Annotated in this window: 23 protein-coding genes; 5 read left to right on the forward strand and 18 right to left on the reverse strand. The window is 73.4% G+C overall.

The window, feature by feature from the left end:
* Positions 1–3 precede the first annotated feature (3 nt).
* On the reverse strand, positions 4–642 hold the full coding sequence (locus tag CLV43_RS26705; RefSeq protein WP_106190149.1) for an HAD family hydrolase: 639 nt from the start codon (positions 640–642) through the stop codon (positions 4–6).
* Positions 643–751: 109 nt separating this feature from the next.
* Here CLV43_RS26705 and CLV43_RS26710 point away from each other — a divergent pair, with 109 nt between their 5' ends.
* Positions 752–1,567: an alpha/beta fold hydrolase gene (locus CLV43_RS26710; RefSeq protein ID WP_106190151.1), complete on the forward strand. Its 816-nt coding sequence runs from the start codon at positions 752–754 to the stop codon at positions 1,565–1,567.
* A 7-nt stretch (positions 1,568–1,574) separates the two neighbouring features.
* Here the strand turns inward: CLV43_RS26710 and CLV43_RS26715 are convergent, their stop codons facing one another.
* Genes CLV43_RS26715 through CLV43_RS26775 form a run of 13 tightly spaced genes read right to left on the reverse strand, consistent with a single transcriptional unit; the run spans position 1,575 to position 14,371 of the window.
* Positions 1,575–2,408, reverse strand: coding sequence for a carbohydrate kinase family protein (locus CLV43_RS26715; RefSeq protein WP_106190152.1), 834 nt, complete (start codon positions 2,406–2,408; stop codon positions 1,575–1,577).
* Positions 2,409–2,422: 14 nt separating this feature from the next.
* A complete protein-coding gene (locus CLV43_RS26720) occupies positions 2,423–3,817 on the reverse strand; it encodes a nitrosuccinate lyase (RefSeq protein ID WP_106190154.1) in 1,395 nt (464 codons plus the stop codon).
* Positions 3,814–5,706, reverse strand: coding sequence for an FAD/NAD(P)-binding protein (locus tag CLV43_RS26725; RefSeq protein ID WP_106190611.1), 1,893 nt, complete (start codon positions 5,704–5,706; stop codon positions 3,814–3,816). The genes CLV43_RS26720 and CLV43_RS26725 overlap by 4 nt, the downstream gene beginning before the upstream one ends.
* Positions 5,703–6,608 (reverse strand): NAD-dependent epimerase/dehydratase family protein, encoded by a 906-nt coding sequence (locus CLV43_RS26730; protein WP_106190155.1) that lies wholly within the window; start codon positions 6,606–6,608, stop codon positions 5,703–5,705. The genes CLV43_RS26725 and CLV43_RS26730 overlap by 4 nt, the downstream gene beginning before the upstream one ends.
* A gap of 2 nt (positions 6,609–6,610) precedes the next feature.
* Positions 6,611–7,135, reverse strand: a complete 525-nt coding sequence (locus CLV43_RS26735) for a hypothetical protein (RefSeq protein WP_106190157.1) — start codon at positions 7,133–7,135, stop codon at positions 6,611–6,613.
* The gene (locus CLV43_RS26740; protein ID WP_106190158.1) at positions 7,132–8,790 is read right to left on the reverse strand and encodes a class I adenylate-forming enzyme family protein; all 1,659 of its coding nucleotides are present in this window, start codon (positions 8,788–8,790) and stop codon (positions 7,132–7,134) included. The genes CLV43_RS26735 and CLV43_RS26740 overlap by 4 nt, the downstream gene beginning before the upstream one ends.
* The gene (locus CLV43_RS26745; RefSeq protein ID WP_106190160.1) at positions 8,787–9,350 is read right to left on the reverse strand and encodes a beta-ketoacyl synthase N-terminal-like domain-containing protein; all 564 of its coding nucleotides are present in this window, start codon (positions 9,348–9,350) and stop codon (positions 8,787–8,789) included. The genes CLV43_RS26740 and CLV43_RS26745 overlap by 4 nt, the downstream gene beginning before the upstream one ends.
* A complete protein-coding gene (locus CLV43_RS26750) occupies positions 9,347–10,489 on the reverse strand; it encodes a beta-ketoacyl-[acyl-carrier-protein] synthase family protein (RefSeq protein ID WP_106190162.1) in 1,143 nt (380 codons plus the stop codon). Before CLV43_RS26750 ends, CLV43_RS26745 begins: the two co-directional genes overlap by 4 nt.
* Positions 10,482–10,754, reverse strand: coding sequence for a hypothetical protein (locus CLV43_RS26755; protein ID WP_106190163.1), 273 nt, complete (start codon positions 10,752–10,754; stop codon positions 10,482–10,484). The genes CLV43_RS26750 and CLV43_RS26755 overlap by 8 nt, the downstream gene beginning before the upstream one ends.
* Positions 10,751–11,023 (reverse strand): acyl carrier protein, encoded by a 273-nt coding sequence (locus CLV43_RS26760; protein WP_106190165.1) that lies wholly within the window; start codon positions 11,021–11,023, stop codon positions 10,751–10,753. The genes CLV43_RS26755 and CLV43_RS26760 overlap by 4 nt, the downstream gene beginning before the upstream one ends.
* A 26-nt stretch (positions 11,024–11,049) precedes the next feature.
* On the reverse strand, positions 11,050–12,468 hold the full coding sequence (locus CLV43_RS26765) for a class I adenylate-forming enzyme family protein (RefSeq protein ID WP_245887027.1): 1,419 nt from the start codon (positions 12,466–12,468) through the stop codon (positions 11,050–11,052).
* Positions 12,468–13,565, reverse strand: a complete 1,098-nt coding sequence (locus CLV43_RS26770) for a 3-dehydroquinate synthase II family protein (RefSeq protein WP_106190167.1) — start codon at positions 13,563–13,565, stop codon at positions 12,468–12,470. Before CLV43_RS26770 ends, CLV43_RS26765 begins: the two co-directional genes overlap by 1 nt.
* Positions 13,562–14,371, reverse strand: coding sequence for a 2-amino-3,7-dideoxy-D-threo-hept-6-ulosonate synthase (locus CLV43_RS26775; protein WP_106190168.1), 810 nt, complete (start codon positions 14,369–14,371; stop codon positions 13,562–13,564). The genes CLV43_RS26770 and CLV43_RS26775 overlap by 4 nt, the downstream gene beginning before the upstream one ends.
* A 279-nt stretch (positions 14,372–14,650) precedes the next feature.
* Here CLV43_RS26775 and CLV43_RS26780 point away from each other — a divergent pair, with 279 nt between their 5' ends.
* The 3 genes from CLV43_RS26780 to CLV43_RS26790 are packed head-to-tail and all read left to right on the forward strand — an operon-like array spanning position 14,651 to position 17,750.
* On the forward strand, positions 14,651–15,256 hold the full coding sequence (locus tag CLV43_RS26780; protein ID WP_245887028.1) for a flavodoxin family protein: 606 nt from the start codon (positions 14,651–14,653) through the stop codon (positions 15,254–15,256).
* A complete protein-coding gene (locus tag CLV43_RS26785; protein WP_106190172.1) occupies positions 15,253–16,785 on the forward strand; it encodes an MFS transporter in 1,533 nt (510 codons plus the stop codon). The genes CLV43_RS26780 and CLV43_RS26785 overlap by 4 nt, the downstream gene beginning before the upstream one ends.
* 8 nt (positions 16,786–16,793) lie before the next feature.
* Entirely contained in the window at positions 16,794–17,750 is a 957-nt protein-coding gene (locus CLV43_RS26790) for a LysR family transcriptional regulator (protein ID WP_146174906.1), read from the forward strand.
* Here the strand turns inward: CLV43_RS26790 and CLV43_RS26795 are convergent.
* The 4 genes from CLV43_RS26795 to CLV43_RS26810 all read right to left on the reverse strand — a co-directional run bounded on the left by CLV43_RS26795 (position 17,732) and on the right by CLV43_RS26810 (position 22,466).
* A complete protein-coding gene (locus CLV43_RS26795) occupies positions 17,732–19,078 on the reverse strand; it encodes a sensor histidine kinase (RefSeq protein ID WP_106190175.1) in 1,347 nt (448 codons plus the stop codon). The two genes, CLV43_RS26790 and CLV43_RS26795, sit on opposite strands and share 19 nt — an antisense overlap.
* A complete protein-coding gene (locus tag CLV43_RS26800; protein ID WP_106190615.1) occupies positions 19,078–19,725 on the reverse strand; it encodes a response regulator transcription factor in 648 nt (215 codons plus the stop codon). Before CLV43_RS26800 ends, CLV43_RS26795 begins: the two co-directional genes overlap by 1 nt.
* Positions 19,726–19,847: 122 nt before the next feature.
* Entirely contained in the window at positions 19,848–21,602 is a 1,755-nt protein-coding gene (locus CLV43_RS26805) for a transglycosylase domain-containing protein (RefSeq protein WP_106190176.1), read from the reverse strand.
* A gap of 114 nt (positions 21,603–21,716) precedes the next feature.
* Positions 21,717–22,466 (reverse strand): GH12 family glycosyl hydrolase domain-containing protein, encoded by a 750-nt coding sequence (locus tag CLV43_RS26810; RefSeq protein WP_106190178.1) that lies wholly within the window; start codon positions 22,464–22,466, stop codon positions 21,717–21,719.
* 169 nt (positions 22,467–22,635) lie between these two features.
* On the opposite strand from CLV43_RS26810, the gene CLV43_RS26815 reads away from it, so the two are divergent.
* On the forward strand, positions 22,636–23,166 hold the full coding sequence (locus CLV43_RS26815) for a pyridoxamine 5'-phosphate oxidase family protein (RefSeq protein WP_425445777.1): 531 nt from the start codon (positions 22,636–22,638) through the stop codon (positions 23,164–23,166).
* The last annotated feature ends 5 nt before the right edge of the window (positions 23,167–23,171 follow it).

The raw sequence follows: 23,171 nt of genomic DNA on the forward strand, positions 1-23,171 counted from the left end.
GCGTCAGGCCCGCCTCGCGGTGGTGAGCGCGTCGAACCAGGTGGGCACCACCGCGTCGGGGTCGGGGGTGGGGCGGCGGTGGCGGATCGCGTCGACCCCCGCCGCCCGTGCCGCCGCGAGGTCCACGGGCAGGGTGCCCACGAACGCGCACGCCTCCGCGGGCGTGGCACCGGTCAGCACCGCCGTGGCGACCAGGTCCGGCGCGGGCGGCAGGACGGCCGGGTCGGACCCGCTCCGCCCCGCCACCCTGCCCACGTGCTCGACCAGCCCGTGCAGCACGAGGAACGCCCGGATCGCGCCCACGTCGAGCGAGCCGACCACGGTGATCCGGGTCCCGCCCGCGGCCAACGCGGCGAAGGCCTCGCGGACACCGGGCGTGACCCGCGCCGCGGCCACCAGCTCGTGCTCGATCCGGCACCACTGCGCGTACACCGCGTGCTCGGTGGCGGGGCCGATCGTCGCCGCGTAGGCCAGCACGGCGAACGGGTCCTCGGTCCGCACGACCTTCCTCGGCAACCGGTCCTCGGCCACCATCATCCGCAGCCGGGCGGCGACCGGCCCCCGCACCAGCCCCTCGGCCACCGGTCCGTCCAACGCCACCAGCACGTGGTCCCGGTCCGCGAGCAGTTCCCCGGCACGCATCGGATCCCCCTTCCCCCGAGGTCCAGCATGCCGCCGATCACCCGTCCTGTCAGGGGTGTCGGGCAGGATTGCGCCGATCACCCCGAGACCACGAGACCGAGGATCGACGATGCCGCGACGGACCTCCACGACCCTGCACCACATCGAGGTGGGGGAGGGCGTCCCCGTGCTGGCGCTGCACGGGTGGACGCTGGACCACCGGGTGGTGCTGGGCTGCCTGGAGCCGGTGTTCGCCGGGCTGCCCGGCTACCGGCGGCTCTACCCGGACCTGCCGGGGATGGGGCGCTCGCCCGCGCCGGAGTCCGTGGCCGGGTCGGACGACCTGCTCGACGCCGTGCTGGACTTCGTGGACGACGAGCTCGGCGACGAGCCGTTCCTGCTGGTCGGCGAGTCCTTCGGCGGCTACCTCGCCCGCGCGCTCACCCGCGCTCGTCCGGAACGGGTGCTCGGGCTGGCGCTGGTGTGCCCGGTCGGCACGGCGGTGGACAGGACCGAGCGCGTCCTGCCGCCGCCGGAGGTGCTGGAGGACGAACCGGGGCTGCTGGACGGGGTCGACCCGCGAGTCGCCGAGGAGTTCACCGAGGACGCCGTCGTCCGGACCACCGAGACGCTGCGCCGGTTCCGCGAGGACGTCATGGTCGGCATCGAGCTCGCCGACGAGACCGCGTTGGCGCGCCTCGAAGGCAACCGGCGGCTGTCGCTGGACCCGGAGGGCGGGGCCCCGTTCACCCGGCCGACGCTCATCGTCGCCGGGCGGCAGGACTCCGTCGTCGGCCACGTCGACCAGTACGCCCTGCTGCCGCACTACCCGAGGGCGAGCTTCGCGGTGCTCGACCTGGCCGGGCACAACCTCCAGTTCGAGCGGCCCGAGCTGTTCGGGGCGCTGGTGGTCGACTGGGTCGACCGCGTCGCCCGCCACCGCTGAGCCGGACTCAGGCCAGGTTCGGCGAGCCGAGGCAGTGGGCGGCGGAGGTCGCGGCGGCGGTGAGGGCCGCGGGCACGTCGGCGCCCGCGAGGTGGGCCAGCAGGAAGCCCGCGAAGAACGCGTCGCCGGCCCCGTTGGTGTCCACGACCCGTTCGACCGGGACCGCCGCCACCCGGTGGTGCACGCCGTCGGCCACCGCCATGGCACCGTCCGCGCCCAGCGTCGCCACCGCGACCCGGCACCCGGCCGAGGCGAGCAGGGCGGCCAGGTCGGCGCGGTCGGGCACGCCGTCGTCGTTGAGGAACAGGTAGTCGGCGGCGTCCAGGAAGTCCTGGTGGTAGGCCGAACTGCCGTCGTAGTCGTGCAGGTCGCACCAGACGGGGAGACCGGAGGTCGCGGCCAGCAGGGGGCGGGAGTGCTCGGCGAGGTCGATCACGACGGCGTCGGCGTCGGCCAGGGCGGCCAGCGCCCGGTCGTCGTGCCGGGGAGCCGTCAGCACCGGCACCTCCAGGTAGATCGACACCCGGCCGCCGTGGGAGTCCATCAGGTTGAGGTGCTGCTCGGTCGGCCCGTCGGCGATCTCCGCGATCACCTCGACCCCGGCCGCCGCGAGGGTGTCCACGATCCTGCGCCCGTGGTCGTCGTCGCCCACGGCGGTCCGCAGGGTGACCCGCGCGCCGAGCCTGGCGAGGTTCAGCGCCTTGCCCGCCGACGTGCCGCCGATGGTCTCCCAGTGGCGCCGGGCGGACGCCTTGTGCGGACGGGCCTCGGGCAGCTCCTCCAGTTCCACCAGGCGGTTCCAGGACACCGGGCCCGCGACGAACACCCTCGGATCGGTCATCGGCCCATTGTGGATCACGAACCGGTGTAGCTGCGGTAGCGCAGCAGCACCCGGTCCACCAGCGGCCCGGCGGCCCCGGTGTAGCAGGCCGGGTCCAGCAGCTCGGCGAGGTCGGCCGCGGCCAGCTCGGGCGCCTCGGCGAGGACGTCGCCGAGCGGGACGTCCGCCGCCGCGGCGCGGAACGCGGCCCCGGTCAGCAGCGACTTGGCCTTCGCCTTGCCCACCAACGGGGTCAGGGCCACCGCGAGGCGTTCCGCCACGATGGCGCCGCGGGTGAGGGCGACGTTGGCCAGCATCCGCTCGGGGTGGACCTCCAGGCCCTCGGCCAGCTCCACGGCGGCGAACGCCGCGCCCCCGGCCAGCCGCAGCGCCTCCCGCAACGGCTGCCACTCGGCGTGCCAGGCCCCGGCGGGGCGCTCGTCCTCGGCGACCATGGACTGCGCCAGGACCATCGCGTGGGCGGGCACCTGCCGGGCGGCCGACACGATCAGCGTCGACAGCACCGGGTTGCGCTTCTGCGGCATCGCCGACGACGCGCCGCGCCCCTCGGCCGCGGGCTCGGTGACCTCGCCGATCTCCGTGCGGGACAACGTCTGCACGTCCACCGCGAACTTCCCCAGCGCCCCGGTGACGAAGCTCAGCACCGCGCCGAGGTCCGCGATCGGCGTGCGCACGGTGTGCCACGGCAGCACCGGCTCGGCCAGGCCCAGCTCCTCGGCGAACGGCGCGATCAGCTCCACACCGCCCAGCGGCAGCCCGCCCTCCCGCTTCGCGTGCTCCCCGTAGGCGGCCAGGGTCCCGGCCGCGCCGCCGAGCGAGGCGGGCAGCCCGGCGGAGGCCACCGACCGGACCCGCGCCAGCGCGTCGAGCACGAGCTGCAACCACCCGGCGGCCTTGAGCCCGAACGTCGTCGGCACCGCGTGCTGCGCCAGCGTCCGCCCGGCCACCAGGGTGTCGCGGTGCTCCTCGGCCAACGCGGCCAGCGCGGCCGCGACCCGGCTCAGGTCGGCGTCGATCCCGGCCAGCACCCGGCGGGCCACCAGCATCGCCGCCGAGTCCAGCACGTCCTGGCTGGTGGACCCGCGGTGCACGTGCTCGGCCGCCGCCGGGTCGACGGTCGCGACGAGCGCCGTGAACGCGGGCACCAGCGCCACCACGGGGTTCGCCGCCGCCCGCGACGCGCGGGCCAGCGCGACCAGGTCCAGCCTGTCGGCCTCGGCGGACTTGGTGATCACCTCGGCGTGCGCCGCGGGCACCATGCCGATCCGCGCCTGCGCCCGCGCCAGCGCGGCCTCGACCTCCAGCATGGCCTGCAACCAGGCCTCGTCGCACGTCGACGCCTCGGCGGGCGTCCCTGTCCAGGTGGGGGCTAGCAGTCCGGAGTCGGTCCCGGCGGCGGTTCGGCTCATGCTGTGGCGCTCCTGTACGGGCTGTGGATGGTGAGCACGGCGCGGGCGATGGCGTCGGCGTCCTCCAACGTGACCGATCCGACGCCGGGGCGGATGCCCGCCGCCGTCACCCAGTGCACGCCCTCGGTGGGCACGCCGAAGGCGAACCGCGCGGGGTGCGCGGCACCCGTGCGGTCGACCAGGCGGTACGGGCGCCCGGTCACGGCGAGGCCGCCGCTCTCGTAGCCCCCGACCAGGTAGGGCCGCGAACGGCCGGTGGTGAGCAGGTAGCGCAGCAGCGGGTTCGCGCTGCGCCGCACGTCGACGTCGGGCAGCCGGGCCTCCACGAGCGCGCGGCAGCGGACCGGGTCGCCGGGGACCTCCTGGGAGTCCACCAGGAACACCCCCTCCGCGGTAGACCGGCGGATCCTGATCCCCGGCCCGACCGCGTGCAGCACACCGGCCTCGACCAGGGCGATCATCTCCTCGACCCGCCGCGCGGGCGGGCCGATCGAGGTGAACGCGTTGAGCGGGCTGTACCAGCCCTCCAGCTCGTCGCGGTAGGACGTGCCGCTGATGCCGCCGTGGTCCACCACCAGCCGGATCTCGTTGCGCAGGTCCCGCAGCACGTCGAGCGCGGACTTGAGCGGGCTGGACAGGTTGCCCATCCTGGCCTGCCGCACGTCCTGGTGCAGGTGCTCCAGCAGCCACGCCTGGAACTCCTCGCGCCCGCCGAACACGCGGTCGCCCTGCGGGCGTTCGACCAGCGCCCAGTCCCACCGCTGCTCGACCGGGACGCCGTACTTCTCCAGCAGGGCGTCGTCCTCGGCCGGGTCACCGTCCACGAAGGACCTGGTGAACGAGTCCGAGTCCACGTCGCCGCTCGCCGCGCGGATCAGGATCCCGTAGTAGACGGCCCTGACCTCGCGGTCCACCAGCGGCCACACGGCCTTGCGGAAGCCCACCGGCTCCCCGGACCCGGCCCGCGCGCGCAGCCCGGCGATCACCTCCTCGGTGAGGAAGAACGGCTGGTGCCTGCCGTGCGCGCCCTTCTGGTTCTCCCCGCGGGCGTGGTAGGGGATGCCGCGGCGGGATCCCGCGTGCAGCACGGGTTCCAGCCCGGACGGCTCGTAGCGCAGCCCGTCGGCGACGCGGTGGAACCGCCCGCCCCGGCCGACGGTGAGCAGCGCCAGGTAGTCGAAGAAGTTGAGCCCGACACCGCGCACCGCCACCACCGTGCCCGGAGCGATCGCGCTCAGGTCGACGTCGGCGGGGTTGGCGGGTTCGACGTGGGCCAGCCGGTGCCGCCGGGCGAACCGCCGGTTCTCGTCCTGCTCGCGGCTGCGCGCGAGTGGACCGTGGCCCAGCGCCAGCACGACCGCGTCCAGGCCGGTGAGCCGAGAGCCGTCCAGCAGCGTCACGGTCTGCGTGCCGTCCTCGTCGTCGTCGACCGCTACCGCGGTGCCCGCGTGCACCGAGATCGCGACCGACCCCGGCGCGGTCGCGACCAGCCGCTGGAACACCCAGTCCAGGTACCGCCCGTAGAACGCCCTGGTGGGGTAGTCGTCCGGGCCGAGCGAGGACGCCTGGGAGGCAACGGGTTCCGCGCACTCGACCGCGCCCGCGACCACCAGCCGGGCCCACTCGTACAGGCTCGGCCCCGGCACCACGGGCCCCTCGCAGGGCACGCTGTCGTCGGTGTACAGGCTGATCTGCGAGGTGACCGTGTTCATCAGCAGGTGGTCGGACTGGTGGGTGCGCCACACGCCGCCCGGCCCCGGCGGGTACGGGTCGACCACGTGCACCTCCACCGGGCGGCCGTCCGCGTTGGCGCACAGGCGTTCCAGCACCGAGGTCCCGCGCGGGCCCGCCCCGACCAGGCAGACCCGCAGGGTGGCCCGCGCGCTCATCCGGACGCCAGCCCGCGCCGCCACGACACCGACGGCTTCCACCCGAGCCGTTCGCGGGCCCGGTCGGTGCTCGCGCCGCGCATCGCGGTGAGCTGGTGGTTGGTGAACCACCCCAGCACCCGCTGCGCCATCTCCGCGTCCAGCACCCGCGGCTCGGGCGCGCCCAGCATCCGGGCGTACTCCGGCAGCCAGGCCGCCCCCTCGGCCGGGTCGTCGTCGGCGATGTTGAACACTCCGGTCACCTCACTGTCCACAGCGGACAGAGCGGCGGTCGCGGCGTCGTCGACGTGCAGGAACGACGTCACGCCCACGGCGTCCTCCGGCAACGGCATCCGACCGCGGCCGACCCTGGCGCCGAACGGGCCCTCCGGGTCGTACTGCGTCCGGGCGCCGAACAGGGTGCCGTAGCGCAGGATCGTGCCCGCGATGTCGGGCGTGCCCAGCACCAGCCGTTCCAGCTCGGCCACGGCCTGCACCGTCCGCGCCCACGACGGGTCGGGCGCGTCCAGGTGCAGCGGCGCGTCCTCGTCCAGCACGGGCCCGCCGAGCGGCGCGGTGGCGAACGCGATGCTCTGCACCACCAGCTTCCGCGTGCCCGCCTCCCTGGCCGCGGTGATGAGGTTCGCGGTGCCCTCGGTGCGCAGCCGGGCCGTGGTCTCCATCGCGTCCGCGCTCATCTGCCGCAACGCGGTCAGCTGGTGCACCACGACGTCCGCGCGGGCGGCGCGCAGCGCGAGCCGCACCGCCACCGGGTCCAGGGCGTCGGCCACCACGACCTCGTCCGCCTCGGCGGTCCGCGACCCGTCGCGGACCATGGCGGTGACGTGGTGGCCCCTGGCCCGCAGCAACGGCAGCAGGGCGCTGCCGACAAGGCCGGTCGCACCGGCGACGAGCACCCGCACCGCTAGTCCCCTTCCGCCGGAGCGATCCGCATCAGCAGCCTGCACGCCGGGTCGCCGTGCCGCAGGCACCCCGTCGAGCAGTTCTCCACCAGGGCCACGCCGAGACCGTCCGACCAGCCCGCGTGCACCTCGGTGCACGGGCACTCGTAGCCCTCGGTCGACCCGGCCATCCGCACCATGGTGAGCGCGAAGTTCTGCCGGATGGTGATCTCCACCAGCTCGTCGTCGAGCACCTCCGACCGGATGTCGCGCAGCTCGTGGGGGAACATCCGGTCGGCGCACGCGTCGTAGCGCTGCCGCAGCTCCTCCATGTCCCGCGCGGGCTTCCCACCGAAGTGGCGCGCGACCTTGCGGCCCACGGCCGTGGCCACGTACCGCAGCGCCTCGGCGTTGACCTCGTTCGCGACCTCCTGGCCGAACCGCTTGGCCACGCCCTGGTACCAGCGGGCGTCGTGCAGCCACCAGGAGCGGTAGACGTCCATCATCTCCGCACGGGTGGTGCTGTCGACCTCCTCCACCGCCGTCATCGACCACCGCCGGAGAGCTGTTCCTGGAAGCGCTCGCGCATGAGCCGCTTGAGGACCTTGCCGGTCGCGCCCTTGACCACGTCGGTCGCGTCCATCCGCAGCGCCCGCGTCAGCGTCGGGAAGCCCTTGGCGCGCAACACCTCGTTGACCAGCTCGGTCCACTTCGCGTCGTCGGTGCCGTCGTCGGCGACCTGGAGCAGCACGTAGGCGTCGGCCAGCCCGTCGCCGTCCCAGTCGGCCCGGACGCCCTCGGGCGCCACGCCGACCACGGTGCAGTCGGCCAGCACGGGCAGCTCGGCCAGCAGCAGCTCCTCGGTGCGGGTGCTGAAGACGATGCCCTCGGCGGTGCGGATCGCGTCCGGCGCCCGGTCGAGGTGGTAGAAGTTGCCCTGCTCGTCCTGCATCGACAGGTCGCCGGTCAACCAGTACCCGCCCAGCCGCAACCGGTGGAACGTCAGGGAGTCGTTCCAGTAGCCGGGGGTCAGCGTGGGGGAGCGCACCCCGAGCCTGCCGACCACGCCGGGCGGCAGCGGCTCGCCGTCCTCGGAGAGCACCGCGGCCTCGGCGAAGCTGATCGGCTTGCCGATGCACCGGCCGTAGGCGGCGCTGCCCGGCTTGTGGCCGTTGTGGAAGATCGAGTACCCGGTCTCCGACGAGCCGAGCCCGTCGGTGAACACCGAGCCCGCGACCCGCACGCGCTGGAAGTCCTCGCCCACGGTCTCGTGGCTGCCCTGCGCGATCAGCTCCCGCACGTGCGCCTCGTGCGCCGCGTCCCCGGTGTTGTACCAGGCCTCGACGCTGTCCAGGTCGCGCGCGGACAGGTCCTCCGCGGCCATCTCGCCGTAGGTGCCGGCGAACGCGAAGATCGTGGTCGGGTGGAACCCCTCCGCCGCGTCGAGCACGTCCACACCGCGCTGGCTGGACAGCAGCTTCACCGGCGAGCGCAGCAGGAAGCCGAACAGCATCACCGAGATCGCGGCGTTGTGCGAGCCCGGCAGCGCCACCAGCAGCCTGCCCATCGCGGCCCCGACCGACAGCCGCAGGCGGTGCAGCTGCGCGTACAGCAGGGTCTCGTGGGTGTGCGGCACGGCCTTGGGCATGCCGGTCGTGCCGGAGGAGTGCGAGATGATGATCGGGTCGGTCTTGTGGTGGGAGTAGGGGTAGCTCTCGGGCAGCGGCCCGGACGCGGTGATGTCCTGGGCCGTGACCAGGAAACCGAGCTCCAGGTCGTCGTGCGCGAGCGTCGGGTGGTGCTCGACGTCGGCCACCGCGCCGACCGCGCCCTGGCGGCGGATGTACTCGCGGGCGATCTCGGGGCGCAGGTTGCCGTTGACGAACGACGGGATGGCGCCCAGCGAGGTCAGCGCCAGGAAGTTCACCGCGAACTCGGTGCTGGACCGGGTCTGGATGGCCACCGGGTCCCTCGGCTTCACGCCCCTGGCGTGGAACCAGGAGGCGTAGGCCTCGACGGCGGCGTGCAGCTCGCCGAGCGTGAGCACCTCGGGGTGGGTCCCGTCGGGCGCGAGCCAGGTGCCGTCGGTCCAGAGCACGTCGTCGTCCATCGACCTGCCGTAGGCCTTCAGCCGGTGGATGACGTTGCCCGCGCCGAGCGTGCCGTCGTTCAGCACCTGCGCGCGTTCCGCTTTGCTGATCATGGTGTCGACCCTTTGTTCTGGGCGGCCAGTGCGGCCAGCTGTCGGAGGTCTTGGCCGCCGGGTTCGGCGGCGGGGGAGTCGCGGTCGACGAGCAGGGCGACCGCGTAGTCCTCGGTGGGGGGCGGGACGTCCAGCTCCCGCAGCGCCGCGGTGGCGCGGTCGTTCGCGGCCAGCTCGACGCCGACGACGAGCACCCGGTCGAGCTCCGGGTCGTCCAGCAGGACGGCCGCGGCGTCGAGCAGCTCGAAGCCCAGGTCCGCGGTCGCGGACAGCGCCACCAGCGGTCCGGTGATCCCGAACTCCTTGCTCAGGTAGCCGAGGACGGCGTTCGGGGTGGCCTGCATGAACAGCAGCGGGTTGCCCACCTGCCCGCCGACCATCAGCGTGCTCGCCAGGTCGGTCGTGGTGGCGTCGCCGACGACGCTGCCCAGCACGACCGCGGTCCGCGTGCCGTCGCCGGGGTGCTCGACCAGGCAGCGGTGCGCGACCGCGTTCACCAGCGGGCTGAACGTGGACTCGATGAAGCCGGGCAGCGGCTCGGCGCTGCTCGCGGTCGTCACGGGCGCTCCAGCAGGAGCGCGGTGTTGGCCCCGCCGAACGCCGCGTTGATGCTCAGCACCCGCCGCACGTCGGCTTCGCGGCTCCGGTTGGGCACGACGTCGAGGTCGCAGTCCGGGTCGGGCCCGGTGAGGTTCGCGGTGGGCGGCAGCACGCCGTCGCTGAGCGCCAGCAGCGCGATCACCAGCTCCACGACCCCGGCGGCTTCCAGCAGGTGGCCGGTCGTGCTCTTGGTGGAGCTGACCGGGACCCGGTCGGCGCGCGTGCCGAACACCTCGCGCAGCCCGCGGGTCTCGGCCGGGTCGTTGTGCTTGGTCGCGGTGCCGTGCGCGTTCACGTAGTCGACCCGCAGCCCGTCCGGGTCGCCGGCGCGGCGCAGCGCCCGACCGACCGCGGCGGCCAGCCCGGCGCCCTCCGGGTGCGGCCGGGCGATGTGGTGCGCGTCGGAGGCGGCGCCCCAGCCGACGACACCCGCCAGCGGTCGCGCGCCCCGGCGCCGCGCGGCCGTCGCCGACTCCAGCACCACCGCGGCCGCGCCGTCACCGAGCAGCAGCCCGTCGCGGTCCGCGCTGAACGGCCGGATCACGCCTCCGCGCGACAACGCCCGGCCCGAGTCGAACTTGGCGAAGTTCTCCTCCTCCACCAGGTAGGCGCCCGCGCACACGGCCGACTCCAGCCGCCCGGACGCGATCAGCCCGCAGGCGTGGATGATCGCGGTCGCGGAGGCGACGCAGGCGTTGGTGAACGCCAGCCGCCGCCCCGTCGCGCCGAGCCGCGCGGCGAGCAGGTCGGCCAGCCGCGAGGGCACCGTGTCGGCCACCTCGACACCCGCCTCGCCGCGCCGGAACCGGGTCAGCGCGGCGAAGTCGCCCGCCGTGCCGACCAGCACGGCGGTGTCCTCGCCCGCGGTGAACCCGGCCATCCCCACGGCGTCGTCGGCGCACTCGCCGAGCACGTCGCGCAGCGCGTCGGGCTTGTCGCCCCCGGTCGTGGCGGCGAACCGGGTCCGGTAGGGGGCGGTGTCGAACCGGGTCGTCGGCGCGAACGCGTGCACACCGCCGAAGACACCGCGCCGCACGGCGTCGGCGCCCCGGCCGAAGGCCGTCCGCACCCCGAACCCGGTCACCACGACCTCACCCATCGACGCGTCCACCGGCCTTGTTGACGTAGTCGGTGATGCCGCGGATCGAGCCGAACGCCGTGATCAGCTCGTCCTCGGGCTCGATCACCAGGTCGTGCTTGGTGCCCAGCAGGTGCAGGAACCACACCAGCCCCAACGAGTCCAGCGCCAGCTCGGCGTCCTCGTCGAGCTCGGCGGGCAGCTCGGGGAAGATCTTGGGGTCGGACAGCAGCTCCCGCACCACGTCCGTGGTGATCTCCACCCGTGCCGAGGATCCGGTCGTCATGCTGTCGCGCCCCTCCCGGCCACGTCGGCCGCCAGCTCGCCGAGCGTCATGGCGCCGAGCGGTTCGATGTCGGTCTCCGGGAACTGCACGTTGAACCGCCGCTCCAGCCTCATCGTCAGCTCGATCAGGCTCAACGAGTCCAGGTCGATGCCGCCGCTGCCCAGCGGGCTGGCGACGTCGACCTCGCCGTCGTCGATCGGGTGGTTCATGTCCTTGGTGACCGTGGTGACGATGAACTCGCGGATCTCGTTCTCGAGTGCTGCTGGCATGGGTCGACCCCTTCTGTGGTGGGACTTCAGGACGGTTCCGGCACGGCGGCGCGCAGGGTCTGCGTGCGCCGGATCAACTTCCCGTTCGGCGTGCGCGGCAACGACGGCAGCACCCGGACCAGCCGCGGCACCTTGTAGGCGGCCAGCCGGTCGCGGCACCAGCCGACGAGCTCACCCGCGCCCGGCCCGTCGTCCTCGGCGGACACGTAGGCCTCGATGGACTCGGCGTGGACCACGACGACGTCGGTGACGCGGGGGTGCTGGCGCAGCACGGACTCGACCTCGACCAGGTCGACCTTGAGCCCGCCGATCACGACCAGCGAGTCGCTGCGGCCCAGCAGCCGGACGGCTCCGCGCTCGTCCTGCGAGGCGCGGTCGTGCGTGCGCAACCAGCCGTCGACGTACCGCTCCGTCGCGGGGTGACCGGACGCGGCCGCGCCGCTCCCGGACTCGAACAGGTAGGGCGTGCCCTCCGGCAGCTCCACCTCCAGCTCGCCGTCGGCGACCCGCAGCACGACGCCGGGCGCGGCCCTGCCGACCGCGGGCCGCAGGTCCCCGCTCACGTCCATCGCGATCACACCGGTCTCGGTGGTGCCGTAGGACTCGCCGAGCCCCACGCCGAACCGCTCCCGGAACGCCTCCGCGACCCCGGCGGGCATCAGCTCGCCACCGGACACCGCCGCCCGCAGGGACGGCAGCACCGGCACGGACCTCGTCGTGGTCAGCAGCTCGTAGTGGAACGGCGTGCCGAAGATCGCGTGCACGTCGTGCCGCTCGGCCGTGGCCAGGACGTCCTTCGCGGACAGTCGGGGCGTGAACACCGCCGCCACCCCCGCGGCGAGCGAGTGCAGCAGCCCGGCGACCAGGCCGAAGCTGTGCGCGGTGGAGCTGAGCAGCAGCACCCGTTCGCCCGCCGTGGGCATGCGGTCGATCCGGGTGAACCGCTCGACCTCCGCCGCCAGCGACCCCGGCGTCCGGCCGATCACCTTGGGCAGCCCCGTGGACCCCGAGCTGAACTGGACCAGCCGGTGGTCGGTCGCGGCCCGCTCGCCGTCGCGGTGGTGCTTGGTGACCAGCTCGTAGGTCGGCTGGAACGCCATCGCGAACCGGCCGCCCGCCGTGGCCCGCACGGTGAACTCCGGGCGGCACAGCCCGCGCAGCGCCTCGACCTCCGCGGGCGCGAGCCGGTGGTCCACCAGCATCACCTGCGCCCCCAACGACCACAGGGCGAACACCACCTCGACCTGGGTCCGGCTCGACGGCACCTGCACCAGGACCGCCGACCCGTCCCCGATGCCGAAACCGCCGAACACCTTGGCCTCCGCGGCGACGGACGCGCGGACCTCGTCGCGGTCCACGACGCGCTCGTCGTGCACGAGGTAGGGCAGGCCGCCGGGGTGCGCCTCGAACAGCTCGTCGAGCAGGGCCCGCATTCCGCCGCCCATCAGCTCTCCTTGCAGAATTCGCCGATCGGGATGCCCACGTGCCGCTGGTCGGTGGCCAGGTAGCCCAGCAGCTCGTCGCCCTGGCGCAGCTCGGTCACGTTGCGGACCTTGCCGCCGGGGCCGAGCAGCCGGACGTGCCAGTCGTCCTGCACCGTCAGGCTGACCTCGACGCCGTCCACCGAGTGCGCGGTGATGCTCAGCAGCGGCCGGGACTCGAGCTTGGACCGCCCCACCACGACCCGGCGGGTGCGGCCCTCGGAGTTGACCGCGAGCACCGTGCTGCCGGAGTGCAGCTCGCTGAGGTAGTTCGTCCGGTTGTCCGGGCCGAGCACGTAGGAGTGCAGCGCGCCCGCGTTGACCCGGAACGGCCGGGTCGGCATGTAGGGCAACGGGTGCGTCTCGCTGCAGGACAGCAGGAACCCGGTCGAGAACGACCCGACCAGGATGCCCTCGTCCTCCTCGAAGTGCGTGCAGGTGTCCACGCACACCCGGTCGCCGAGGCCGTGGTGCTCGATGCGGTCCACGATCAGCGTCGCCAGCTCCAGCTTCGGGCTGGTCGCCTCCAGCAGCCTGCTCAGCGCGAACACCTCGGTGGCGTCCTTGGGCGCCAGCATCACGCCCTCGGAGCCGCGTTCCAGCACGTCCACGACGATCGAGGCCTCCTCGATGTCGGCGCAGACGGTGAACAGGCTGCCCGGCGCGCGGTCGGCCGCCGCCAGCACGATCTCCAGCGGGATCTTCGTCGGGTCGGCGAACCGCACCACGCTGTAGGGCAGCGCGACCGCGGCCGCGCACGCCAGCTGCAGGGTGCGGTCGTCGTGCACGTCCACCCACGCGGCGGCGTTCTCGTCGCCGCGGCTGGCGAGCACGAGCTCGTCGAGCTGGGCCTGGTCGGCGACCACGGTGGTGGTGATGCCGCCGAACCCCTCACCGCCGTCGGCGCCGACGAGCACGCCCGCGATGGTCGGGGGCAGCGTCGCGAGCACGGCGGGGTCGTCGGACACCAGGCCGTGCAGCCGGGAGTGGATCGCGGCGTCGACGACGCCTTCCACGTGCTGCGGGGCCACGGTGCGGAGGTCGATCCAAGCGAGCGTCATACGGCACCTGTCGTCATCGTCGGAAGAGGGGGGAAGTCGGCCCGCGGGCCGGGCGCGTGCACGACGGCGGCGAGCCGGGCGACGAGCGAGGCGGGGTTGGACGAGGTGAAGACCTTGCGCCCCACGGCGAGCCCGGCGCAGCCCGCGGCCATCACCTGGGTGGCGTGGGCGACCACGTCGGAGCCGTCGGTCGGGCCGCCCGCGACGAGCACGGGCACCGGTGAGCTGGCGACGACCTCCGCCATGCGGTGCACGGGCAGCGTCACCGAGGTCTTCACGATGTCGGCGCCCAGGTCGGCCGCGATGTTGACGACGTGCGCCAGCAGGGCGGGGTCGTGCGGGTCGGTGATGCGGGGACCGCGCGGGTAGGCCATCGCGATCAGCGGCAGCCCCCAGGCGTCGCACGCCGTCGCGACCGCGCCGAGGTCGGCCAGTTGCCGCTCCTCGGTGTCCGAGCCGATGTTCACGTGCACGCTGACCGCGTCCGCGCCGAGCCGCAGCGCGTCCTCGGCCTCGCCGACGAGCACCTTGGCGTTGGTGTCGGCCGCGTGGGACGTGCCCGCGCTCAGGTGCACCACGAGCGCGCAGGTCGCCAGCACGTCCGGTGGCACCGTGCGCGCCCGTCCCTTGTGGACGATGATCGCGTCGGCGCCGCCCGCGACGAGGTCGCGGAGCAGGTCGTGCCACCGGTCGTTGGGGACGACCGGGCCGTCGGACACGCTGTGGTCCAGGGGGACGAACAGGTGCCTGCCGTCGTTCGCCGAGGACAGCCTGCGCATTCGGAAGAGCTTCCCGGTATTCGCCATGGCCGTTGACACCTCCTTTTCGTGAACTGGTCGGAGAGAAGGAAGTGGAGGGGGAATCTGCGCCGCCACGCTAGCCGGGGGCCGGGATCGCGGACAAATAACTTCTACCGATAACCCGGCAGTTATGGCCGGTCGGGGCGAATTCGTCGGCATCGGTTACCGGGGTGTATACCGCCGATCGGCGCATCCGGTTCCCAGGGAATGGGCTCTAAGAAGTTTCTCATTTCCGGCTGGCACATTCGTGGGGTCGCCGGGCTCGGCGTTGAGCGGGAGGTCGTCTTGAGAGGTCCGACGGATCCGGTGCTGCTGGTCGTGGCCAGCCACGACGGGCGAGGGCACACCGGCAGGCTCGCCGAGGCGGTCCGCAAGGGCGCCGGCGAGGTCGAGGGCACCGAGGTGGTGGCCATCGCCGTCGACGACATGGCACCTGAGCAGTGGTTCCTGCTCGACGACGCGGACGCGGTCATCTTCGGCGCCCCGACCTACATGGGGTCGGCGTCGGCGGCGTTCCACCGGTTCGCGGAGGCCAGCAGCAGGCGGTGGCTGACCCGCCGGTGGCAGGACAAGCTCGCTGCGGGGTTCACCAACTCGGGCGCGAAGGCGGGGGACAAGTCCGGCACGCTCGGGTACCTCACCACATTCGCGGCCCAGCACGGAATGGTGTGGGTCAACCTCGGCCTGCGTTCCGGCTGGAACTCCACGAAGGGCAGCGAGGACGACCTCAACCGGCTGGGCTTTTCCCACGGGGTCGCCGCTCAGTCCAACACCGACGAGGGGCCGGAACGGATGCACGAGTCCGACCTGGCCACCGCCGAGTACCTGGGGAAAAGGGTTGCCTCCTACGCGCGGATCGTCGCCGAGGGAAAGAAGGCGATGGGCGGGTGAAAAGGGTTTCCGAGATCGGCGGCACCGCGGCGGGGGAGCGCGTGGTCGCGCACCCGTGGCTGGTGGTCGCCGTCGCGGTGGGAGCCCAGACGCTGCTCTGGCTGGACAACTCCATCCTCAACATCGCGCTGGAGACCCTCGCGGACCCGGTGCGCGGGCTCGGCGCGACCGCGGGCGAGCTCGCCTGGGCGGGCAGCTCGTACTCGCTGGTCTTCGCCGCCGCCATGTTCGCAGGCGGCGCGCTCGGCGACCGCTACGGGCCGCGCGCGACCATGGTCGTCGGCCTGGTGGTGTTCTCCACGGCGTCGGCGTTCGGCGCGGTCAGCAGCACCATGCCGGAGCTGGTCGTGGCCCGCGGGTTCATGGGCGCGGGCAGCGCGCTGCTGATGCCCGCGACGCTGTCGGTCGTCGTGCGCTCGACCTCGGAGGCCGACCGGCCCAAGGCCATCGCGCTGTGGGCGTCGGCCAGCGGCATCGGCGTCGCGCTGGGACCGGTGCTGGGCGGCGCGCTGCTGGCCCGGTTCTGGTGGGGCTCGGTGTTCCTGGTCAACGTGCCGATCGTGCTGGTCTGCCTGGTGGGCGTCGCGGCCTTCGTGCCGCGGCTGCGGCTGCCCGAGCGGCGACCGCTGGACCCGGCCGGGCTGGTGCTCTCGGTGCTGGGGCTGGGCAGCCTGGTCTACGGGATCATCGAGGGCGGCGACCATGCCGACTGGACGGCGCCGGGCGCCCTCGTGCCGCTGGTGCTGGGCGTGCTGCTGCTGGCGTGGTTCGTGCGCGTGCAGCGTTCGGCCGAGCACCCGAGCTTCGACGTGACGTTGTTCACGGTCCGGCGGTTCGCAGGCGGCAGCGTCGCCCTGCTGGTCGCGTTCTTCGGGTTGACGGGGCAGCTTTTCGCCAACGCCTTCTACCTCCAGGGCATCCGCGGGCTCACCCCGTTCGGCGCCGGTGTGGTCATGGTGGCCGCGGCCGTGGGCATCGTCGTCGGCAACCTGGTCTCGCCGCGGGTCACCGGGTACCTCACGGTCCGCTGGACGGTGGTCGGCGGGATGCTGCTGGCCATCGCCACGTTCGCGGGCTACGTGTTCTTCGACCAGCGCACGCCCATCGCGGTGCTGGTGGCGGTCCTGGTGGCGCAGGGCTTCGGCATGGGCATGATCAGCGCCCCGATCACCACCGCGATGATGGCCGTCCTGCCACCCGCGGTCAGCGGCGCGGGCGCGGCGATCAACAGCGCCATGCGGCAGGTCGGCGGAGCGCTGGGCACCGCGGTGCTCGGGTCCGTGCTCACGGCGGCCTACCACCGCGCGATCACCCCGAGCCTGGCCCGGTTGCCGGAGCCCGTGCGCGACCAGGCGGCGGAGTCCGCGCAGGGCGCCAGGGCGGTGGCCGCGACCTCCGGGCAGCCGTGGCTCGCCGACGCGGCGGACAGCGCTTTCCTGCACGCGATGCGCACGTCCTCGACCTGGGGCACCCTGCTGTGCCTGGTCGGGGTCGTGTTCGTCGCCAGAAGTCTTCGACCGGAGAGGTGAAGGGCGTCATGGAGTTGGGACTTCGACACCTGCGGGTCGTCGTGGCCGTGGCCGAGGCGGGCAGCGTCAGCCGGGCCGCCTCCGCGCTGCGCATCGCGCAGTCGGGGCTCACCGCGCAGCTGGCCAGGATCGAGCGGGAGTTCGGCGCGCCGCTGTTCGTCCGGCGGTCGCAGGGCGTGGAGCCGACGGAGCTGGGCACGCATGTCCTGCTGGGCGCCAAGGGCGTGATCGCCGGGTTCGAGGAGCTCGTCGCGTCGACCCGCCGCCGGGCCCACGCGGGGTCGACGACGGCGGTCCGGCTCGGCGGCGTGGACAGCCCGTGGATCCCCGCGGCCGCGGCCGCGCTGCGCGGCCTGCTGCCCGGCCACGAGCAGATCACCTACGTGGAGGACAGCTCCGCCGAGGTCGTGGAGCTGGTCCGCACCGGGGGCCTCGACCTCGCGGTGATCACCGAGTTCCCGGACGTGCCCGCGCCGACCGACCACCGGCTGGTCGTGCGCGAGGTCGACGTCGAGCCGCTGCTCGTCGGGATGCGCGCCGACCACCCCGACGCCGCCCGCGACCGGGTCCGGCTCGCCGACCTCGCCCGGCACGACTGGATCGCGCCACCGGACCGGGCGGGAGGGCTGCGGCGCAGCCTGCGCACGGCGTGCGAACGGGCCGGGTTCGCGCCGCGGTTCCGGCACTTCGGCGTCGACCAGGCCACCGCCGCCACGATCGTCGCCTCCGGCACGGCCGTCGGGATCTTCCCGGCGCACACCGGCCACGTGCCGGGCGTGGTGTTCCGCGCCGTGTCCGACGAACCGCTGTGGTGCCGCACGTCCCTGCTCTGGCAACCGGGCTCGCCGGTGGCGCACCTGGCCGCGGAGCTGGTCGGGGCGGTGGTGGACGAGCGGTTCGGCAGGCGCCCCCAGCCGTTCCGCGTCCTGGACCGGGTGACCGGCGACTACCCGCGGGCCGGGTGACCCCGCTGGACCTTGGCCTTGCAGGCGGCCACCGGGTTCGTCGCCGCGCGCGGCGACGGGATCGGGGTCGCGACCGACGGCAGCTCGACGGTGAACACCGCGCCGACACCGGGACTGCCCTGCGCTGACAACCTGCCGTGATGGCTCTCCACCACCTCGCGCACCAGCGCGAGACCGATGCCGAACCGCTGGCCGCGACCGTCGTGGCCGCGGGTGAACCGGTCAAACAGCGCGGGCCCCTCCGCCTGGTCGAAGCCCACCCCGCTGTCGCGCACCGAGAGCCGCACGGTGTCGGGGGCGGGGTTGTCCAGCGTCACCACGACGCGGCCGCCCGACGGGGTGTGGCCGATCGCGTTGTCCACCAGCGCCGTGACGACCCGGCGCAACGCGGACTCCGCCCCGTTGACCAGGTAGCCGCCGGGCTCGCGGCGCACCCGCAGCACCAGGCCGATCTCGGCGGCGCGCACGTCCTCCGCGGCGACGACCTCGTCGGCCACGGCGGCCAGGTCCACCTCGTCCAACGGGTCCGGCGGCCGCTCACCCGGCCCGCCGACCAGCGTCGAGCGCAGGATGTCGTCCACCACGTCACCGAGCTGGCGGGTGCCGGTCACCAGCTTGCGCATCTCGCTGGCGAGGGTCTGCGGGCAGTCCAGCGACTCCGCCTTGCGCGCCAGCATCTGCGCGCGGGTGTGCAGCTGGGTCAGCGGCGCGCGCAGCTCGTGGCTCGCGTCGGAGACGAACCGGCGCTGCCGGGTCAGGGCGTCGGTGAGCGGCGCGGTCGCGCGGTCGCACAGGAAGCGGGTCGCGCTGGACACCACGGCGGCCACCACCAGCGCGGTCAGCAGCATCGCGACCCCGAACGCGACCAGCAGGTTCCGCTGTTCCAGCAGGGAGAACCGCTGGTCGAACACCACCTGCACGACCTCGTCGCCCCGCCGCCGGGTCAGCACGCTGTAGTCGCGGTCGCCGAAGCCGACGTCCTGGAACAGCTCGGGCCCGCCCCGGCGCACCGAGTCGAGGCTCGCGGTCAACGGGAACTCCGCGGGCAGCCCGGCGGTGCCCTCGGCGATGCCGCCGCGGTCGACGACCAGCCAGGTGCACGCGGGCGGGCTGGACAGGGAGCTGTGCTCGACGGCCCAGCCCATGTCGCGGCGGGCGTCGTCGGCGCGCATGTCCGCGGTGAGGAAGTAGACCAGGCACTCGACCAGCAGCACGACGACCGTGGTCAGCACGGTCATCCGGGTGGTCATCGACCAGCGCGCGCGGCGCAGGTCGGCGTGCTCCCGCCGCGGTGTCCTGGTGGGGGCGGGTCGGACGAGCAGCGCCATCAGACGGCCCCCGCCCGGTAGCCGAGCCCGTGCACGGTGCGGACGGACTCACGGCCCAGCTTGCGGCGCAGGTAGTGCACGTACGTGTCCACGATGGACTCCGATGTCGCCTCCGGGAAGACCTGCGTGCGCAGGTCCGTGCGGCGGTAGATGGTGTTGGGGGCGGTGGCCAGCGTGCGGAGCAGGTCGCACTCGCGCGCGGACAGCCCGACCACCTCGCCGGTGGAGGTCAGCACCTCGCGGTGCTGCAGGTCGAGGTGGCCGCCGCCCAGGGGGAGCAGGTCGGTGTGCTCGAGGTGCCGCCGGTGCAGGGCGTTCACCCTGGCCAGCAGCTCGTCCAGCTCGAACGGCTTGCCGAGGTAGTCGTCAGCGCCCGCGTTCAGGCCCTCGACGCGGGCGGTCACGTCGCCGAGCCCGGTCAGCATCAGGACCCGCGCGGTCACCCCGGCGCGCCGCAGCCGGACCAGCAGGTCCAGCCCGTCGATCCCCGGTAGACCGCGGTCCAGCACCATGATCCGGTGCTTGCGGCTCAACGCCAGGTGCAGTCCTTGCTGGCCGTCGAGGGCCACGTCGACCGCGTAGCCCTCGCTGGTGAGCAGCTCGGCCAGCATGGCCGCGACCTCCCGGTCGTCCTCGACGAGGAGCAGGCCGATCGGCTCCGTCTCGGCTGGGTTCGGCACGGTGACCACCTTGGCACTTCCGGCCCGCCGCCACACCCCCTATCTGACTGTGAGTCGTGTCCCTGGTACGGAAAGCTACGGGAAAGCGGTCACCGCACCGACAGCATCAACTTCGCCACGAGACTCGCCCTGGTGAGCCCCGACTCGCTCTCCACCGGTGCCCGCGACTCCGGGGGGTGCGACGGCGACATCCCGTCGAGCCTGCGGTTCCCCTTGCCGTCGGGCCCCGTCGCGAACAGCGCCACGGCGGTCGTGACCGCCTGGTCCTGGCCCACCGCCCACGCCCATTGGCCGCCGTCGTCCACGGCCTGGTGCAAACCCTGCGCGGGTACCGCGAACGTGCCCGCCCTGGCCTTCTCCTGGGCTTCCGCCCGCGTGTCCCGCTCCGGTTCGGGAGCGCGCCACACGACCTCGCCGTCCTTGCGGACCTCCACCACGTGGTGCGGCTCGTGGTAGTCGGTGCCGATCGCGGCGAACGCGGCGGCCGCGCGCATCGGGGTCGTCGCGAAGTCGTTGGGGCCCGGCGGTTTGCCGTCGTCGCGGGCGTCGAAGATCCGCATGGACTCCAGCGACCGCTCCGAGGAGTCCAGCAGGCTCTTCACCAGCAGACCGCCGAGGCGACCGATCGGTCCGTTGGCCTGGAAGGCGTCGTTGAAGCTCTGCTGCAGGTAGCCGGGCCCGCCGCGGAAGCCGACCACCGCGCCGGTGGCGGTGTCCACGCACGCGACGGCCAGGTGGACGTCGCGGTCCTCCGGCCGCGCCGGGTCGAGGTTCGCCAGACCCGCGGTCACGGCCCGCTCGACCGCGCTCATCACCTCGGGGCGGTAGGTCGTCTGGACTGTGTAGCCTCCCCTGGTCAGCATCGCGGCGTCCGGAACGGACGGATCCCGCTCGTGCAACCCGTTGAGGTACTGGGTGGCCGCGTCGACCGCGTACCCGTTCACGCCCGTCAGCTCGTCCGGCTCGTACTTCACCGGCTCCGGGAACGCCAGCCCCGCTCGTTTCCCGGCCTCCAGCCATCCTTCCTGGACCATGCCGTCCAGGACGTAGTCCCACCGCTCCCGCAACGCCTTCGCCGCCTCCGGGTCGTCCGGCGCGGTGGCGTAGTAGTACGGCGCCTGGATGATCGCGGCGATGTAGGCGGCACGCGCCGGGTCCTCGGCGAGATCGCCGACGGGGACACCGAAGTAGGCGCGCGAGGCGGCCTCGACGCCGTAGGTGCCGCGCGCGAAGAACGCGGTGTTGAGGTAGTCGCGCAGCACGATGTCCTTCGGGACCTCGTTGGCGATCTTGATCGACACCAGGATCTCCTCGGCCTTGCGGCTGAAGGTCTGCTCCTGCGTGAGGTAGTAGTTCTTGACGTACTGCTGGGTGATCGTCGACCCGCCCTGCAGGCTCCCGCCGTCGCTGGTGATGTTGTTCTTCACCGCCCGCAGCAGCCCCGTGACCGAGACACCGGGGTCGCCGTAGAACGAGCGGTCCTCCGCCGCCAGCACGGCGTCGCGCACCACCTTCGGGATCCGGTCGAACTCGACGGGCTGCCGGTTCACCCCGACGTGGGTGATGCGCGACCCGTCGTCCCACGTGAAGATCGACGCCTCGCGGGTCGCGAAGTCGTTGGGCTCCGGGATCTCCACCACGGCCAGCGCGATCGCGAACGCCGCCCCGGCGAGGGACACCACCAGCAGGACGAGGCTCGCGGCCAGCTTCGGCGACGGCAGGAACCGCCGCACGCCCCCGCGACCGCCGGCTCTGTGCCGGGGTCGCGTGGTCCGGGTGGTCCCCTGGTCCGCGGGATCACCGCCGACATCGCCCGCCGCCGTGACTTCGCTGTCGTTGCTCATCACCAGACGTGACTCGCCGGGCGCGTGCCGAGTTGCACGGTGGCGAGTTCGAGCCGCCGCGACGGGCGGTTGAACCGGGTGCGCCCATCCGTACGTGGCGCACCCGGTCGACTCCTACCCGCTGACCGCCGCGGAGAAGTTCGCCACCGCCAACCCGGTCCCGCCGTTCCACGGCTCGAACCCGGCCTGGACGCTCGTCAGGTACCACGAGGTGGTGATCGCCCCGCGGGCCTTCACGTCGTTGACGAAGTCCATGACGCTGAACGACCAGGAGGACAGCGCGGACGGCGCAACGTACGAGATCACGTTGTTCCCGCCGTTGTTTCCGCGCCACACCTCCCAGGTACGACCACCGACGGAGGTCGTCCCCACGACGCTCCCGATCGGCTGGATCGACCCCTGCCGGTTGAACCAGATCATGATCTCCACCTGGTTCACCCCGGTGGTCTTCGGCGTCGGGTCCAGCCAGATGTCGTACGCGGCGTCGTAGGTGCCGCCGGTGTACTGGTAGGTGATGGACGAGGTCGCGCTGCGGATCCGGCTCACCTGCATCGGCAGGGTGGAACCGGGGGAGCAGTTGCCGTAGTGGCACCCCAGGTAGACCGACGGGTACGACACCGGTGCGCCGTTGGTCGGGGCCGAGCCCTGCTGGGTGGTGATCCGGAAGCCGGTCGAGGTCACGTTGAGGCACTGCGTGGCCGACGTGCCCCACCGGTTGTTCTGGACCACGTAGCGGCCCTGGATGGTGGTCGACCCGTACTGGTCGCAGATCGTCGTGTCCGCCTGCGCCTGAGCGCTCGTGGCGACCACGGTGCCCGCGGCCAGCAGGACGGCCAGCGCGAGGGCGCGGATGGTGCTAACCATCGAACTCCTTCCGATGAGCCCGCGGCGACGGTGACGGGGCTTCTGGGAGCGTTCCCAGACTAGGTACCCGCCCGTGGGCGCGCTACACCTGGCGAGCTCGGCGTCGGTGTCCGGCGGAAAAAATCCGCGACGGGTGTCGATCGGCGGGCGGCCCGTTCGACGCAGGGGTATGACCGACACCGTGAACGAACCGACCTCGACCGGCAACCTCGACCGCTACGGCTCCGCCGAGCTGCCGTGGAGCCGTGCGCGCGACGTCCTCGTCGCCGACACGCCCACCGCCGACCTGACCTTCTTCGTGGCCACCACCCGGCCCGACGGACGCCCGCACTCGGCGGGCGTCGGCGCGGTGTGGGTGGACGACGCCCTGTACTTCACCAGCGGACCGGGCACCCGCAAGGCGCGCAACCTCGCGGCGAACCCGGCGTGCAGCGTGTCCGTGCGCCTGCGCGGCGTCGACCTGGTGCTGGAGGGCGACGCCCACCGGGTCACCGACGCCACCACCCTGGACCGCCTGGTCGCCGTCTACCGCACCGGCGGCTGGCCCGCCGAGGTCGACGGCGACGCCCTCACCGCGCCCTACAGCGCCCCCAGCGCCGGCCCTGCCCCCTGGCACCTCTACCGGCTCACCCTGCGCAGGGCGGTCGGCGTGGCCACCGCCGAACCCCACGGCGCCACCCGCTGGGACTTCACGGGCTGAGGTCG

The sequence above is a fragment of the Umezawaea tangerina genome (genome assembly GCF_003002815.1).
GTDB lineage: Bacteria > Actinomycetota > Actinomycetes > Mycobacteriales > Pseudonocardiaceae > Umezawaea > Umezawaea tangerina.